Here is a 15,199-nt window from a genome sequence, read left to right as displayed (position 1 = left end):
CGACAAAGAACTCAACGAAGAGCGTGAATCATGAGTGCAGTATTGAATTGTAATATTAGTTTCATTGGCGGTGGCAACATGGCGCAAGCCTTGATTGGTGGTTTGATTGCCAGAGGTTTGCCGCCAACCCGTATTACAGTTTCAGACCCTGTAGAACAAGTGCGTGAATTATTAAAAGAAAAAGATGTGCATGTCACTGAGGATAATTTGGCCGCGATTGCAGATGCAGATATTGTGGTATTTGCAGTCAAACCACAGGTTTTGGCACAAGTATTGCGTCCATTGCACGGTCAGTTTGAAGATAAACTGGTGATTTCGATTGTTGCGGGCGCAGAAATTGCCACGATTTCTGAGTTATTACGTACAGAACGTGTAGTGCGGGTAATGCCAAATACGCCTGCTTTGGTGCAAACAGGTGCACATGGTTTGTATGCAACCGAACAGGTCAATAGCACTGACCGTGAATTGGCAAGTCAGGTTTTGGCAGCGACAGGTTTAACTATTTGGGTAAACTCTGAGGCGCAAATTGATGCTGTGACTGCAGTATCTGGTTCAGGGCCAGCATATTTCTTCTATTTGATGGAAAGTATGATTCGTGCAGGCAAGAACTTAGGTTTAGATGAAAAAGTGGCGACAGCACTGACGTTACAAACTGCTTTGGGTGCAGCACAAATGGCAATTACCAGCTCGAATACACCTGCAGAATTACGCAAAAATGTAACTTCACCAAATGGCACGACCCAAGCGGCAATTGAAGTGTTTGATCATGCGCAAATTTCACAAAATATTCAGGCGGCATTGGCTGCTGCTAAAACGCGTAGTCAAGAATTAGCGCAAGAGTTGAGTGATAGTATTTAATTATTGAAAAACAATGAATTTAAATTTTAGGAAAGTTTAAGTATGGGTGCAAATTCTGCGCTAATTTTTGGCATTATCATTAACGTAGCGATTTTGCTCGTATTCTTCCGTTTCTTAATGCAATTGGCAGCGGTGAGTCCTTATAACCCTGTGGTGCTTTCAACCATTAAAGCCACCAAAATTGTAGATGTATTTGGACGTATTTTTCCAACGGTTGGCAAAGGTCGAGTTAACTCTGCAGCCTTGGCTTTGTTGGTGGTGTTGTATCTACTCAAAATTTTTGGTGTTATGTATCTCAATGGTGCGATGCCGAATAGTCCAATTCACTTACTGATTCTGACTTTTGTGACCATGATTCAGGATTTAATCCGTTTCTGTCGTTATTTGATTTTTGCCACCATTATTTTGAGTTGGGTGGTGATGTTTACTCAATCTCGTGGCCCGTATATTGAGGTGATTCAAGAGTTGGCAGAGCCGTTATTAGCACCATTTCGTCGTTTATTGCCGAACATGGGCATGATTGATTTGTCGCCAATTATTGCATTTTTGGCTTTATATATCGCTGAAATTATTATGAATCAGGTAGCGATTGTATTGCTGACTGGCTTATAAGTCGCATTATCCTAAAACATTAAAAAGGACTCGATTTGAGTCCTTTTTTTGTAGTTTAAGTTTGGGCTGACGACCTTAATGAGTCTTCAGAAATACAAATAACCTGCATCCTGACCTCCTTCTAGGCGAAGGAAGGTGCTGGAAAAAGAGAGCGCAACGACTTTAATGCGCTTCATCCCAGTTATTGCCTTTTCCGACTTCCACCACCAATGGTACAGAAATTTCCACCACAGATTGCATGACTTCTGCCAACTTCGGCGCGAGTTCATCTGCCGCATCTGCATCGACTTCAAATACCAATTCATCGTGTACTTGCAGCAACATTTTGGCTTGCGCTTGCGGTAACATTTTGTCGACTTCAATCATCGCCATTTTAATAATATCAGCTGCAGAGCCTTGTAATGGCGCGTTAATTGCCGCACGTTCTGCCGCTTTACGTACCATCATATTACGTGCAGCAATATCTGGCGTATAGAGGCGACGACCTAAAATAGTTTCTACAAAACCTTGTTCTAGCGCGACTTGGCGGGTACGTTGCATATATTCATAAATGCCCGGATAACGCTGGAAGTATTGCTTGATGTAGTTTTGTGATTCTTCACGGGTAAACCCAAGCTGACGAATTAAGCCAAATTCCGACATGCCGTAGAGCAGACCGAAGTTTACAGCTTTGGCCTGACGACGCTGATCTGAGGTTACGTCTTCTAAGGCAATACCCAAGACTTCTGCCGCAGTACGGCGGTGCACGTCTTGTCCATGGTTAAAGGCATCGAGTAGGGCATCATCTTGTGAAAAATGTGCCATTAAACGCAATTCGATTTGCGAGTAGTCGGCTGCCAACAACACGCGACCTTCAGGTGCGACAAAGGCTTTACGAATTTGACGACCAATTTCGGTACGAATTGGAATGTTTTGTAAGTTTGGATCAGTAGAAGATAAACGCCCTGTTGCAGTCAAAGCTTGGTGATAACTGGTATGCACTCGATGCGTATCGTTGTTGGCTTGTTTCAGTAAGCCATCGGTATAGGTGCTTTTGAGTTTAGATAAACCACGGTAGTCTAAAATTAAACTACTGATCGGATGCTCAATTTTTTCCAAAACACTTTCACTGGTACTGTATTGACCTGTTGCGGTTTTCTTGCCGCCTTTGAGTCCGAGTTTATCAAACAGGATTTCGCCCACTTGTTTCGGTGAGCTGACATTAAAGTTTTCACCTGCCAATTCTACAATTTGGTTTTCCAAATCTTGCATGGTTTGGGAAAAATCGACACCCAATTGATCTAAAAATTTCAGATCAAGCTGAATGCCATTTTCTTCCATACTGGTCAGCACACGCGCCACAGGCATTTCGATGTTGTGCAAAATATTGACCAATTCAGGATGCTTTTGTAGCTTCGCAGACAGCACTTCATATAAACGATACGTAACATGCGCATCTTCTGCAGCGTAGTGCGCAGCCGTTTCAATTTCAATTTGATTGAAAGTTTTTTGCTTGACGCCTTTGCCTGCAATTTGCTCATAAGATGTGGTCAGGTGGCTTAAATATAAGCGTGCCACATCATCCATGCCGTGACGGGTTGCGACAGAGTTAAGCACATAAGATGCCAACATGGTATCGAAATACCAACCTTGTAAATGAATACCGTGATTTTCAAGCACATGCGCATCATATTTTAAATGATGCCCAATTTTATCCACCGCATTATTTTCTAAAATAGGTTTGATTTGTGCCAAAACCTGATCACGGTTGAGCTGCTGTGGTGCGCCCTCATAATCATGCGCCAAAGGTACGTAATAGGCATCTTTGGCATCGAACGCGATAGAAAAACCAACAATTTCTGCAACGCGATAATCCAGACTGGTGGTTTCTGTATCAAAGGCAAAACGCTGTGCAGTTTGCAAGCGTTGCAGCAAAGCATCCCAATGCGCCTGATCTAAAATGGTGTGGTATGTTGCTGCACCGAGTTGATCATCAACACTGCTTTGCGTGGCTTGATCTTCAGTTTCAATTTCATTGGCTGTCGGTGCGGCGACTGTTTTTGCAGCTTGTTTATAATTGCTGTTATTTGGATTATTTGGATGATCGAGCGATTGTAATTGATTACGGAATTCTAGCTCGGTATATAAATTGCGTAAGGCTTCAACATTAGGGTCTTGTAGTTTTAGATCGGCATAACCAAAGTTCAGATCAAGGTCACAAACAATGCTGGCCAGTTGATGATCTAGCGCGATGCCATCGGCATTGTCTTTAATATTTTGTCCGACTTTGCCTTTAATATGATCGACATTTTCTAAAATCGCACCAATCGAGCCATATTCGGTCAGTAGTTTTGCAGCAGTTTTGGCGCCAATGCCAGGCACGCCCATAATACCATCGGAAGCATCACCCATGAGGGTCAGATAATCAATAATTTGATGCGGCCATACGCCAAACTTGTCAAATACAGCCTGAATATCCATTGGCTTTTCTTTGAAGCTGTCTTCAAGGGTAACTTTTTCAGTCACCAACTGCGCCATGTCTTTATCGCCCGTAGAAATCAGTACTTGCTGTCCTTCGGCTTCGGCACGTTTGGCTAAAGTTCCAATAATATCATCGGCTTCTGCGCCTGGTAGCATGTAAAGTGGAATACCCAAAGCACGAATTAAAGCATGTAAGTATGGAATTTGCTGAGAAAGTTCCTCAGGCATACTTGGGCGGTCACCTTTATAAATTGGCGATAGTTCGTGACGGAAAGTCGGCTCAGGCGTATCAAAAATTACCGCCATGTGAGTAGGCTGAGTACGACGCATCAACTTTTGAATCGCAGAGATCGCGCCACGAATAGCATTGGTATGTAAACCAGTTGACGTGGTTAATGGTGGTAGTGCGTGAAAGGCACGAAATAGAAAATATGAGCCATCGACCAAGACAAATGGTGGCATGGATTGATTCCTTCTGCAAATAAGCAGTTTATTGTACGTGATTTTTGCAGTTGTCGCAGAAACTGATTTTTAAGGCAAGTGTTGCAGACGCACAGTTACCGAATTGCTGATGAATCCTGATTCAGAATCGTGCTGTCTGTTGTATGATCGGAGCCATGACAATATCAATAAAATGAAGAGCAATGCAGACAGGGCAGAATGAAATTCGAATCATTTGGTTCATGCTATTAATCATAATTTCAATTGGCGCATGGTGGCTCGGTGTGCCGATGCTGAGTTATATCTGTGCAGTTGCTGCGGTGGTCAGCGTGATGTTTTTTGTGGGACGAGTGCAGAACTCACTGGAACAGGTTGTGGATGCACAGTCACAAGTACAACGCCAAAGCTCTAAAACTCCTTTATATATCGCCGCTTTTATTGCTTTTTTAGGAATATTGCTGGATTGGTATTTACTGACATCTATTGCTTTAAGTGCATGGATTTTTATGTTGTTGCGATGGTTGCAGCGTTTGGAGCAAGGACTGTATCAATTACAGCAATTACAAAGTGCCGCTAAGCTTCAGGCGCATGCTCAAAAGAGCTATCCTCAAAAGACCAATGCTCAAGAGAAAAAGGTTCAAACGCAATTCGCAGAGCATATTTTAGCCAATACATCTGAAGTTGATGCAAGTCTTTCATCAGTTAAGGCAAATGTGGATGATGGTGTTATATCAACCGCTTCTCAACCTGAAACCATCGCTATTCAATCTGATTCCACATTATCGAGCGAGCCGAATTCTGTTCGGGAACAAGCAGCTCAAGTTTCCTATCCATATCAAGACCAAGAGTATCTACATCAAGAATATTCAGCTCCAGATTTAGCCAAATCCTCAAGGTCTGTTGCACCTTTTGCAACTCAGTCGCGCTCATCAAGTAACAGTTTATTGCAACAAGCTCAATCATGGCTGATACATGGTAATCCTGTATTAAAAGCAGCAATTGTAGTGTTACTCATAGGCGTGGTGTTACTGCTACGTTTTGCTACTGAACATTGGCAATTTAGTTTGGCAGTGAAACTTTTGTTCGTTGCTGGCGTGAGTGCAGCAGTGACAGTATTCGGTTATCTGTTACGCAACAAAAATCGCAGCTTTGCTTTGGGTGTGCAAGGTTTGGGGTTGGCTGGGCTGTGTCTGACCTTATTTTTTGCCTATTACAATTTGGTCATTCCAAATTTAGCTATCGCCAGTCTGTGTTTTATTGTGGTGATGTTGCTCACGCTCTGGCTGAGTTTAAAACAACAATCAGTCGAACTTGCCCTCATGGCAATGCTGATTGCGTATTTCGCACCGTTTACTTTACCTGTTCGTAATGCAACAGCCATTGAATTTATTGCCTATTATTTGCTGATTAATATTTCGGTTGCCATTTTAAGTAGTTTACGTCCGTGGAAATATTTAAATCAAATTGCGTTTTTAATGACGGTTGTGGTGGGTGGCAGCTATGCCTTTTATCATGGTTATATCTTTGAACGGCAGGTGCTAACGCTTTTAGTTTTGGCGCATGCGGCTATTTTTATTTGGTTGGGTTTTCGCTTTAGTCAGCTTTTGGCACAGGAAGATGTCGCCACGTTTCAGCTGAAACCTATTTTAGACCTTGCCTTGATTTTTGGCGCACCCATTGTCGGTTATGCCTGTTTATATCTGATGTATTTTGAAGAAACAGCAGAGCAGGCAGCCTTTAGTTTGTTATTTGCGGTGGTTTTTGCAGGTTTGTATTGGCTGACCAAACAGCATCGGCAGACACAATTTATTGCACAAAGTTATTTCAGTTTGATGCTGATTTTTAGTGTGTTGATTCCACCTATTTTACTGCCTGAACAATGGAGTGTCATTGGTTGGGCATTACAAGGCGTGGCTGTGTTTATTTTTGCCTTTATTCAATATTCTAAAATTAGCCGTTATTTGGCACTAGGTTTGTTTGCCGTAGCGGGCTTATCTGGGCTGTATTATTTAGTAGAGTTGCCTTATTTCGAGCGCAGTATTTATTGGGTACTGAGCCTAAGTTATGCCACGGTTGTGGCGTTTTCCAACAGCCGTGCAGCTTTCAGACAACAACTGAGCACAGCAACCACGAGCGTACTGTGTTTAATGATGTTGTCTGCAACCAGTTTATGGCTATGGTTAGGTTTAGATTACTTTGATGGAGAACTTGCAACCGTACAGACGCTTTTGGCGGTGGTGGTCATTTATTTACTTATCAACGAAGTACTACTTTCTCGTCAAGCGACATGGTCATGGCTATTGCCCAAATGGTTAGGTCTAACGCCAGTTTCGCTCACTGCAGCAGGTTTATTATTCAGCCGTAGCTATGATGGAGCGGTGCATTGGGTTTCGGGTACTGAACGTCTGCTATTTGCCTTGTTTGCAGGCGTGCTCAGTGTGTTGTGGTTGCGTCCTTTATGGACTGTCCGCAGCGACAAAGAATGGCTGAGTTTAGGACTGTTACCCATTTTGGCGATGGCGAGTTTAACGCTGTTACCACAGCATCCGTATAGCAGCGTGGTGATTTTACCATTGCTCTTTGCGGCGTGGTGTTGGTGGCAACAACCGGATTCAGATTGGCGCAAATTTTGGTATGCGCGTAGCAATTTAATCTTCATGTTGATGTGGATGCTATGTTCACAACTGTTGACTGAACACGCATTTTACGGCTATGTACTGCCTATTTTGAATCCATTTGATTTGGTTAGTATAGCCATGTTGGTGGCTATTTTGTGGATGTTGAATCTGCAACGCAAAACCCATTTAGACCAAGGCTTGGCAGCGGTAATTATGGTCTTGAGTTTACTGTGGCTAAGTAGTTATGTGCTATTACGTGCCTTACATCTGTATTTGGGAACGCCAATCAACCAAATTGCTGTTTGGCAAGATGCCACTGTGCAGCTCAGTTTGACCTTGCTTTGGGTGAGTTTGGCTTGTATCGCCATGTGGATTGCCAGTCTGAAACAATTACGTGCCTTGTGGATTTTAGGCAGCAGTATTTTGGTGATTGTGACCTTAAAATTGGTGCTTTTAGATTTATCTAATATTGGAACTTTAATGCGCGTGCTGTCATTCTTTGCTGCAGGTTTAGGTATGCTACTGATTGCATATATTGCCCCAATTCCTGAGCCAGATCTCGTAAAAAACAACACTTCGCCGTCTTCCAAAGCTTGAGCAGATCCTCAAGTTTAGTTAGAGGCAAAGTGTCGAAGACTGAAACGATTACTTTAAGTCAGGTTCTCGTTTCAGTGCTTGGGCATTGGCATATTGATCAAGTTCTTCATTATTTAAAGGGCGCGATAAAGGATGATCAACAAAACCCATTTTGGGTACAGGAATTTCGATTTGGTTGTCTAGGAAACCATTACGGATACGTTCCTGCATTTCATCACGTACCTTTAAAAAGTTTTCTTGCTGACACCACACCGCAAACAACAATTCAATTGAAGATTCACGGAAAGCTGTAACTGTCACCGCGGGTTTAGGGTCAGACAGCACGAGCGGATATTGATTGGCGACACTGAGCAACACTTCACGCACTTTAATAATATCTTCGTGAAAATTAATCGCGAGGGTAATGGGCACACGTCGGATTGGAAACTTGGACAAGTTATGCACGGGTGCACGAATCAATTGTTCATTGGGTAAACGCACATAAATATTGTCTTGGGTCAGCAATTTAACTGAAAGTAAGTCAATTGAGATCACTTCACCTTCAATGGTGTGTCCGCGAATCAGGGTGATTTGAATGGTATCGCCCACTTCAAAAGAACCTTCACCAATCAGGAACATACCACTAATTAAATTGGATGCCGAGGTTTGTGAGGCAAAACCCAAAGCCACGGTTAAAATACCCGCTGCACCTAAAAACACGCTGAGTTTAAAGCCTGCTTCTTTCAGGCTCGCCATCACAAACAGCAGGAAAATAAAGTAAAAAATCCCGCGTCGCCAAACTAAGCGTTGATGCGCATTAAAACGTGCGCCAATAGTGCGTACAAAAGTATTGGAAACAAAACGTGCAATTAAGAAACCAATCAAAGACAATACAATTGCGACCAAAATTTCGGTCAGACGATCTGTATTGATACTGGTAAAAATTCCTTTGAGGCTGTTGGTGATTTCTTTGGAAATATTGGAATCTGCCATAACATCCTCTTAGAAAAATGAATCAAACATATTAAATAAAGCACCTGCCGTTTCACGCGGTGGTTGCAAATAGGTCACTTCACCTGCATGTGGCGGGGTGCGATTTTCAATCCGAATTCGTGGCGGGCGGTCTAAACCTTCATGCATCACTTTAATTTGTGAAGTCCATAAACGACCTGTACTTTCGCTGAAAAATAAAGGCAGCGCAGGCACAGGCACATTCATTCGGTCAAAACGCAATTGTTGATTGCTGGTGTTGTGAAATTCAATCGGCGTGACGGCACGAAATGCACGTGGTTTTAATTGATGTAATTCGGTACGGCCATCGACTGCTGTGGCATAGCAAATTTCACCTGTACGATGATTGGGGCCAAACCAAGTATCTTTCGGGCGAATAATCGGCAAATCAAAAATGGGTTCACGTTGACCATCGACAAAGGCAGACATCCACAACGGTGTGCTGATATATAAGGTGCCGCGTTGCCCCGCAGGAATATAAATTGGATCGACAGGTTTAATCACCACTGAACGGTCTGCCAAACGAGGCATGAGCTGTAATTTACTTTGTGTAGATTTGAACATATAGCGTTCAATTTTCACAGGTTGTGGAAAGGCAAATTCAGGATCATCAATGTTATGCCATTGCTGTTCATAATCGTATTGAACCTGCGGGCGATAATATTCCAAACGCCATTCTTGCATACCACGGGTCAAACGTACTAAGAGTGAGCCAAATTGCCACGTTTTAGGACGATTGAGCTCAAACTCATAGTCACCCCACCATTTTAATTTAGCCGAATCAGTTTCTGAAATCTCATGATTTTGTGACAATGGCCTATCCCTTTCTTGATAAATCAGCGAAAACAGACTTCACGCTGTCATACGCTTAGAGTACACTCAAATTAAATTTTTTCATCATTATTATAATCGCTGATGCAAGTACTGAAACAATTACAAATACCGTATAGCTTTGCCAAACGCCATGGGGTGTTAATTCGTTATGAGGGCGATCATGCCTTTATTGTACGTCGTGAAAATACGCCGATGCTTGCCATTCAGGAGGCGCGTCGTTTTTTGGGGTATCCTGCACAGCATCAACTTTGTAGCGATCAGGAATTTCACCAATTATTAAGCAGCAGTTTTGCAGGTGATACAGGCGAGTCGCAGCAAGTCGCTGCGGGATTGGAAGATCACCCTGACTTGCTTAGTTTGGCAGATTCAGTTCCTGAAGCAGAAGACCTGATGGATCAGGAAGATGATGCACCGATTGTACGTTTAATCAATGCTTTACTGTCTGAAGCGATTCGGGTTGGCGCATCGGATATTCATATCGAATCTTTTGAGAAAAAACTGTCAGTCCGTTTGCGGGTCGATGGTCAGTTGCGTGAAATCGTGCAACCGCGCCGTGAACTTGCGCCTTTATTGGTGTCACGTATTAAAGTCATGGCAAAACTGGATATTGCCGAAAAACGTATCCCTCAAGATGGTCGTATTTCGCTCAGACTAGCAGGTCGTGAGGTCGATGTACGTGTGTCAACGCTGCCATCTTCGCATGGTGAGCGGGTGGTAATGCGTTTGCTGGATAAGCAAGCAGGTCGTTTAAACATGACGCACTTGGGGCTGATGCAAAATGATTATGAGCGCTTAAAGCAACTGGTACATCGACCACACGGGATTATTTTGGTTACAGGGCCGACAGGTTCGGGTAAAACTACGACCTTATATGCAGCTTTGTCAGACCTGAATGACGGTTCTAAAAATATTTTGACTGCAGAAGACCCGATTGAATATCAACTTGAAGGGATTGGGCAAACACAGGTCAATACCAAAGTGGATATGACCTTCGCTCGTGCTTTAAAAGCCATGCTGCGCCAAGACCCAGATGTGGTGATGGTGGGGGAGATTCGTGACTTAGAAACCGCCGAAATTGCAGTGCAGGCTTCCTTAACTGGTCACTTGGTACTGTCTACCCTACATACCAATACGGCCATTGGTGCAGTCACCCGTTTAAAAGATATGGGCATCGAGCCGTTCTTGCTGTCAAGTTCATTAATTGGGGTGATCGCACAGCGTTTAGTGCGCACCTTATGTTCGCACTGCGCCACATGGCATGCTGCAGATGACTTTGAACAAGAACTCTTTAAAAGTGTGACCGATGCAAGCGATTTAAAACTTCCGCAACCGAAAGGCTGTGAACATTGCTCACATACAGGTTTTACTGGGCGGACTGCAATTTATGAAATTGTCCCTGTGGATGAAGCAATGCGCCGTTTGATTCATGGCAATGCCGCGGAATATGAACTGGAAGATTATGCACGACAGCAATCAGGTTCGATTCGTGAAGATGGATTGCGTAAGGTATTGGCAGGTAAAACCACTTTGGAAGAAGTGCTGCGCGTGACCAATGAAGCGGCTGAATAGCTAAAAAGTAAGGTTAAGATAAGAAATACAAAGAGTTGATCACTATATTGTTGATCAACCCTTTTTATTGAAATTCAATTTTAAAATTGCAATAAACGACGATGCTGCATTAACGGCATCGACTCTCGAATTTTGCTTTGTTCATCTAAATCAAAGGGCACTGTAATCAGTTGCGTACCTTCGTCTTGCACCATTGACAATAACTGTCCGCGTGAATTGGCAGCGCCTGAATGTCCCCAAGTCTGACGTTTTTCACCATGCCAACCTTGTTGGGCTGCACCTAAAACCTGACATTGACTGTCCATGCCACGCGCCTGCAAGAGCAATTGCCAATGCATTTGACCTGTGGTGTAAGTAAAAGCCGATGGCGCAGTTAAAATATTGGCGCCTTGCGCACGTAAAGTTAAGGCCAATTCAGGAAAGCGCAAGTCATAACACACCATTAAGCCAATGTTGCCAAACGGTGTTTTCGCCACAACGACTTCAGAGCCGGGTTCAAAAAACTTAGATTCCTGATAACCACCAACAGAGTCACCAACTTGCACATCAAACAAATGAATTTTGTCATAACGTGCTTCAGTTTTTTCTGGGCTAATACATAAACTGATCGTACGCACACGACCATCTGCAATTGTTGAACCATCAGGGCGATATGGGCAGGGCAATGTACCCGCCACAATCCAGATTTGATATTGATGTGCAAGCTGTTCCAAACGCTGTTGAATACTTTCAAACTGTGCCGCGGTTTCGCATTGTTTGCCTGCTGCAAAGCAAACAAAGTTTTCTGGAAAAACGATCAGTTCTGCACCATCGGCTTTACTTTGTTGAATCAATGTTTCAATGATTTTGAAGTTTTCCTCAATATCATTTTGTGAGTTCATTTGAGCAACAGAAAGTAAAGTCATCAAAGCATTCCTGAGTGAAGATCAAGCGTTCTGCTGATTTTGCTCAGCACATTGATCGAGATTATCTTGTTCTTTTTGTAGCTGTTTCACCAAAGGTTCGAACATATTTTGGTTATTTTCATTCAGCTTCATGAGGGTTTTATGGGCATCTAATACCGTAGTGAGCATATTGCTATGCGTGACGTGTTCTTCTACCAGCTCACGCGTGCAGACAGTTGGGTCACCACAGTAATTTAAAATCACAAACACCTGTCCTAAGCCCATGCTATTGGCGAGCGTAGTAATGTCTGGATTAGTAGATAGCATAACTGCTTGAATGTTATGGATTTGTTTCAGTTTTAAGCCTAGCTTAGCCAATACACCTAAAACTGTACTGTCAATAAATGTAGTTTGGGTTAAATCTACAATTGCACCCACCACATTAGATTGCTGTTCAATTTTACTGAGTAGTTTGTCTAGACTAATACAAGATTGGGCACGCACTTCGCCAAAAAGCTTAAAGATATGCGTTCCATTCAAACTTGCATATTCAACATGACCTGTTGACATATAAATGCCATTTGCAGAGAAGGATTAGATAATTATCCCATAGCGACTATATAGACTCAAGTGGCTTACAGTCGTATATCTTGGGTTGAGAAGTTAACTGGCTGATTTATTGGTTATTTTGTTCGACACAAACTCAAGATCGCAATATCATCTGCTACATGATCGGGGGCTTGGAATGATTGATTTTGCAAGTGAAAGACCAATTGTTCAAACTGTTCATTCAAACCACCACTATAAGGTTCTAACGCACCATCGGAGCAGATAATAAACCGCGCCTGTTTATTTAATACGCACTCAAATTCCTCAACTTCTAAATCTTCAGTCAGTCCCAAAGGAAAACTACTGGTATTTAAAATTTTAGGTGCTTGATTGGGTTCGATAATAATGGCAGGTGGATAATGCCCCGCACTCGACCAACGCAGTTCGTGGGTTTCAATATTTAAAATCCCACTAATCATGGTGATATGCTTTTCAATATTTTCTTGAACCAACATGCCATTCAGCTTCTTAATCAGTTCGCGTGGTGTTTTGGAGCGACCATGAAATGCAGCCATCCAAGACGTTAGTAAACTACTAGTTACACCATGCCCAGAGACATCGGCTAAATAGAACATGATTTCTTTATCACTGATTTTCCAGTAATCAAACCAATCGCCCGACAAATAAGCCGAAGGCTTAAATAACGTATCTACACGGTAGTTGTACAGTTCGATAGGATTGGGCAGTAATTTTTTTTGTAGTTCAGCAGCTGAAGGTAAGTCGCGGCTGTCTTGATTGCGTTTATATTGTGCGTCTATTTTGCGTAAGGCTTGTGGTGGATTTTCAGGTAAACGGCTCCACAACCAACCTGCTAAAGCACCTTGTTCCCATGCTTGTACCAATGCCGTGCCTTCATCTTCAAAGGCTAAAACAATGGTGGGTAAATTCCATTGATGGGTTAAATAGTCTTGCACATCGGCAATGGCAATAATGGTTGGGTCATACAAACTGATGTCATCTATGTGAATCATTTGCACACTAGGAAGTGTGTCGAGCACCTGTTCTAGATATGGAATATCACGTGTGGGTTGAATGAAATACATAGAGGCTTATGTTGACCCTGAACCTAAACAAAGCGTTACTATAACAATGCCTGAATACTCAAGGAAAGTAAAAACTCACCTTGAGTAAAATGTTTTACAAATTATTCTTTGCTTTCATCAGGCAGATTTATTTCTTCTTGATCATCAAAAAACTCTTCGGTTTCATCATCCACAAAAGAAATACTTTCGGCATCTAGTCCTTTCTTTTCTGCAATTTCAAAGTTTTTACGTTGCAAATAAATATCCCGGATTGCCGCATATTTATCGCCTTGTAAAACTTGTTCTACATCTAAAAGTTGAGAGCGTGTATCTAGGCCACGCATGACTTGCTCAGACCAATATAAACGGTCATTGCCATCTAAAATATATTTTTGAGGACGAGCCTGACCATCTACTAGCGTTCCAAAACCATCACGGAAAGTACTTGGGCCGTAAATTGGCAACATGACATAAGGCCCCGATGGTACGCCATAATAGCCCAGTGTTGTACCAAAATTTTCTTCTTCAGTGTCTAAACCTAAACGACGTGCAGGGTCAGCCATGCCTAAAGTGGTGATGGTGTTTAAACTAAAACGTCCAAGAGTTTTAACTGCACGTAATGGACGACCTTGAATCAGTTGATTGACTGCATTCCAAGGTTCACCTAAGTTTTTACGAAATTGACGATATGACCCGCGCACTTCACCAGGGACTTTCTTTGTATATTGAACCGCAAGTGGACGCGCGATATTACGATCTAACATATCGTTGAATGCATAAATCTGACGGTTCAAAGGTTGCAGTGGGTCTTTGACTTCATCGGGTTGTGCAGCATTTGCATTCACTTTTAAATCTTTGGCTTTTACATTTTTTAATTCTTTAAGCGCATTCAAACGACTACTTTTAGTTTCAGAAGATGAATCTGCCGCAATAACTTCAGTAGTTTCTTCTTGAGCAACTTCTTCAGTAGAAGGCATTGTCGCATGTGTTGAGGTGATGAATCCTAAAGAAACAAGGCACACCCAAAGATATTTTTGTTGATACATAAAGAATCCTAGCGCTTAAATCTGAGTAAGCAAAAGCTGTTATATCGCCGATGGGTATATAGTAACAGTTAATTGAAACGATGTATTAAAGCAAATTTGCTCAAAATGTGTGTAGAAAAAGCAAAAATGAACAAAAAATAAACACCCGATATATTTCCTTTGAAAAAAGTCTTGCAAGGTAAAATATTTGCCCTATAATGCACATCCATCGGCGGTGATGAGGATTAAAACTTCTGATAAAACAATGACTTGGTTAAGAGTAATTGAGTTGAGTTTTAGAGAGAAAGTTTAAAATAATTTAAATTACCAGTTGACACTTTAGAAATAAAGCGTAATATAGCCGACCTAGCTTGATGCTGACGAAGCATCGAGAAGATCATTAAGAGATTATGAAGAACAACTTGTGTGGATTTTTACTGATTGATTGATCGAAGATATTTCATTGATTGATTGGTTTAAATTACTCGAAGTTTATTTGAGCGAAATTTAAGTCAGAAAATTGATGAGCCAGATTTGGAAGTTTAGATTAAAGCTTCAAAATGATTTTAACTGAAGAGTTTGATCATGGCTCAGATTGAACGCTGGCGGCAGGCTTAACACATGCAAGTCGAGCGGGCGAGGTTGCTTCGGTAACTGAGCTAGCGGCGGACGGGTGAGTA

Annotated in this window: 11 protein-coding genes and 1 rRNA gene; 5 read left to right on the top strand and 7 right to left on the bottom strand. The window is 42.2% G+C overall.

Annotated features, from left to right (window positions below; genetic code table 11):
* The first annotated feature begins 30 nt into the window (after positions 1-30).
* Together proC and FTU39_RS03865 are read left to right on the top strand one after the other, a co-directional pair.
* Positions 31-858, top strand: coding sequence for a pyrroline-5-carboxylate reductase (gene proC, locus FTU39_RS03870; RefSeq protein ID WP_096902428.1), 828 nt, complete (start codon positions 31-33; stop codon positions 856-858).
* Positions 859-900: 42 nt separating this feature from the next.
* Entirely contained in the window at positions 901-1,470 is a 570-nt protein-coding gene (locus FTU39_RS03865) for a YggT family protein (RefSeq protein ID WP_004975174.1), read from the top strand.
* 162 nt (positions 1,471-1,632) lie between these two features.
* Here the strand turns inward: FTU39_RS03865 and polA are convergent, their stop codons facing one another.
* Positions 1,633-4,392 (bottom strand): DNA polymerase I, encoded by a 2,760-nt coding sequence (polA, locus tag FTU39_RS03860; protein ID WP_004975176.1) that lies wholly within the window; start codon positions 4,390-4,392, stop codon positions 1,633-1,635.
* 182 nt (positions 4,393-4,574) lie between these two features.
* On the opposite strand from polA, the gene FTU39_RS03855 reads away from it, so the two are divergent.
* Complete coding sequence (locus FTU39_RS03855) at positions 4,575-7,586, top strand: DUF2339 domain-containing protein (protein WP_180051752.1); 3,012 nt, start codon at positions 4,575-4,577, stop codon at positions 7,584-7,586.
* A 48-nt stretch (positions 7,587-7,634) separates the two neighbouring features.
* On the opposite strand, the gene FTU39_RS03850 is transcribed toward FTU39_RS03855, so the two are convergent.
* Entirely contained in the window at positions 7,635-8,558 is a 924-nt protein-coding gene (locus tag FTU39_RS03850) for a mechanosensitive ion channel family protein (protein ID WP_096902425.1), read from the bottom strand.
* A 9-nt stretch (positions 8,559-8,567) separates the two neighbouring features.
* Complete coding sequence (locus tag FTU39_RS03845; protein WP_004975182.1) at positions 8,568-9,389, bottom strand: hypothetical protein; 822 nt, start codon at positions 9,387-9,389, stop codon at positions 8,568-8,570.
* A 102-nt stretch (positions 9,390-9,491) separates the two neighbouring features.
* Between FTU39_RS03845 and gspE the strand changes: the two genes are divergently transcribed.
* Positions 9,492-10,979, top strand: a complete 1,488-nt coding sequence (gspE, locus tag FTU39_RS03840) for a type II secretion system ATPase GspE (protein WP_180051751.1) — start codon at positions 9,492-9,494, stop codon at positions 10,977-10,979.
* Positions 10,980-11,059: 80 nt separating this feature from the next.
* On the opposite strand, the gene FTU39_RS03835 is transcribed toward gspE, so the two are convergent.
* From FTU39_RS03835 to FTU39_RS03820, 4 genes are all read right to left on the bottom strand, one after another.
* Positions 11,060-11,884 (bottom strand): carbon-nitrogen hydrolase family protein, encoded by an 825-nt coding sequence (locus tag FTU39_RS03835; protein WP_154320390.1) that lies wholly within the window; start codon positions 11,882-11,884, stop codon positions 11,060-11,062.
* Between the two features lie 21 nt (positions 11,885-11,905).
* Positions 11,906-12,433 (bottom strand): anti-anti-sigma factor GigB, encoded by a 528-nt coding sequence (gigB, locus tag FTU39_RS03830; protein ID WP_004975187.1) that lies wholly within the window; start codon positions 12,431-12,433, stop codon positions 11,906-11,908.
* Between the two features lie 113 nt (positions 12,434-12,546).
* A complete protein-coding gene (gene gigA / locus FTU39_RS03825; protein ID WP_180051750.1) occupies positions 12,547-13,515 on the bottom strand; it encodes an RsbU family protein phosphatase GigA in 969 nt (322 codons plus the stop codon).
* A gap of 101 nt (positions 13,516-13,616) precedes the next feature.
* A complete protein-coding gene (locus tag FTU39_RS03820; RefSeq protein ID WP_180051749.1) occupies positions 13,617-14,540 on the bottom strand; it encodes a VacJ family lipoprotein in 924 nt (307 codons plus the stop codon).
* A gap of 546 nt (positions 14,541-15,086) precedes the next feature.
* Here FTU39_RS03820 and FTU39_RS03815 point away from each other — a divergent pair.
* Positions 15,087-15,199, top strand: a 16S ribosomal RNA gene (locus tag FTU39_RS03815); the annotation flags it as partial.

This window comes from Acinetobacter sp. YH12099, assembly GCF_013419195.1.
GTDB lineage: Bacteria > Pseudomonadota > Gammaproteobacteria > Pseudomonadales > Moraxellaceae > Acinetobacter > Acinetobacter towneri.
The sequence above is the reverse complement of the archived record's forward strand: the minus strand, read 5'-3'. Positions and strand labels throughout refer to the sequence as shown.

Excerpts from the sequence above, each read along its gene's own strand:
- polA (WP_004975176.1), bottom strand. The coding sequence starts at position 4,392 with ATGCCACCATTTGTCTTGGTCGATGGCTCATATTTTCTATTTCGTGCC.
- gigA (WP_180051750.1), bottom strand. The coding sequence starts at position 13,515 with ATGTATTTCATTCAACCCACACGTGATATTCCATATCTAGAACAGGTG.
- FTU39_RS03865 (WP_004975174.1), top strand. The coding sequence starts at position 901 with ATGGGTGCAAATTCTGCGCTAATTTTTGGCATTATCATTAACGTAGCG.
- gigB (WP_004975187.1), bottom strand. The coding sequence starts at position 12,433 with ATGTCAACAGGTCATGTTGAATATGCAAGTTTGAATGGAACGCATATC.
- FTU39_RS03820 (WP_180051749.1), bottom strand. The coding sequence starts at position 14,540 with ATGTATCAACAAAAATATCTTTGGGTGTGCCTTGTTTCTTTAGGATTC.
- gspE (WP_180051751.1), top strand. The coding sequence starts at position 9,492 with ATGCAAGTACTGAAACAATTACAAATACCGTATAGCTTTGCCAAACGC.
- FTU39_RS03835 (WP_154320390.1), bottom strand. The coding sequence starts at position 11,884 with ATGACTTTACTTTCTGTTGCTCAAATGAACTCACAAAATGATATTGAG.
- FTU39_RS03855 (WP_180051752.1), top strand. The coding sequence starts at position 4,575 with ATGCAGACAGGGCAGAATGAAATTCGAATCATTTGGTTCATGCTATTA.
- FTU39_RS03850 (WP_096902425.1), bottom strand. The coding sequence starts at position 8,558 with ATGGCAGATTCCAATATTTCCAAAGAAATCACCAACAGCCTCAAAGGA.
- proC (WP_096902428.1), top strand. The coding sequence starts at position 31 with ATGAGTGCAGTATTGAATTGTAATATTAGTTTCATTGGCGGTGGCAAC.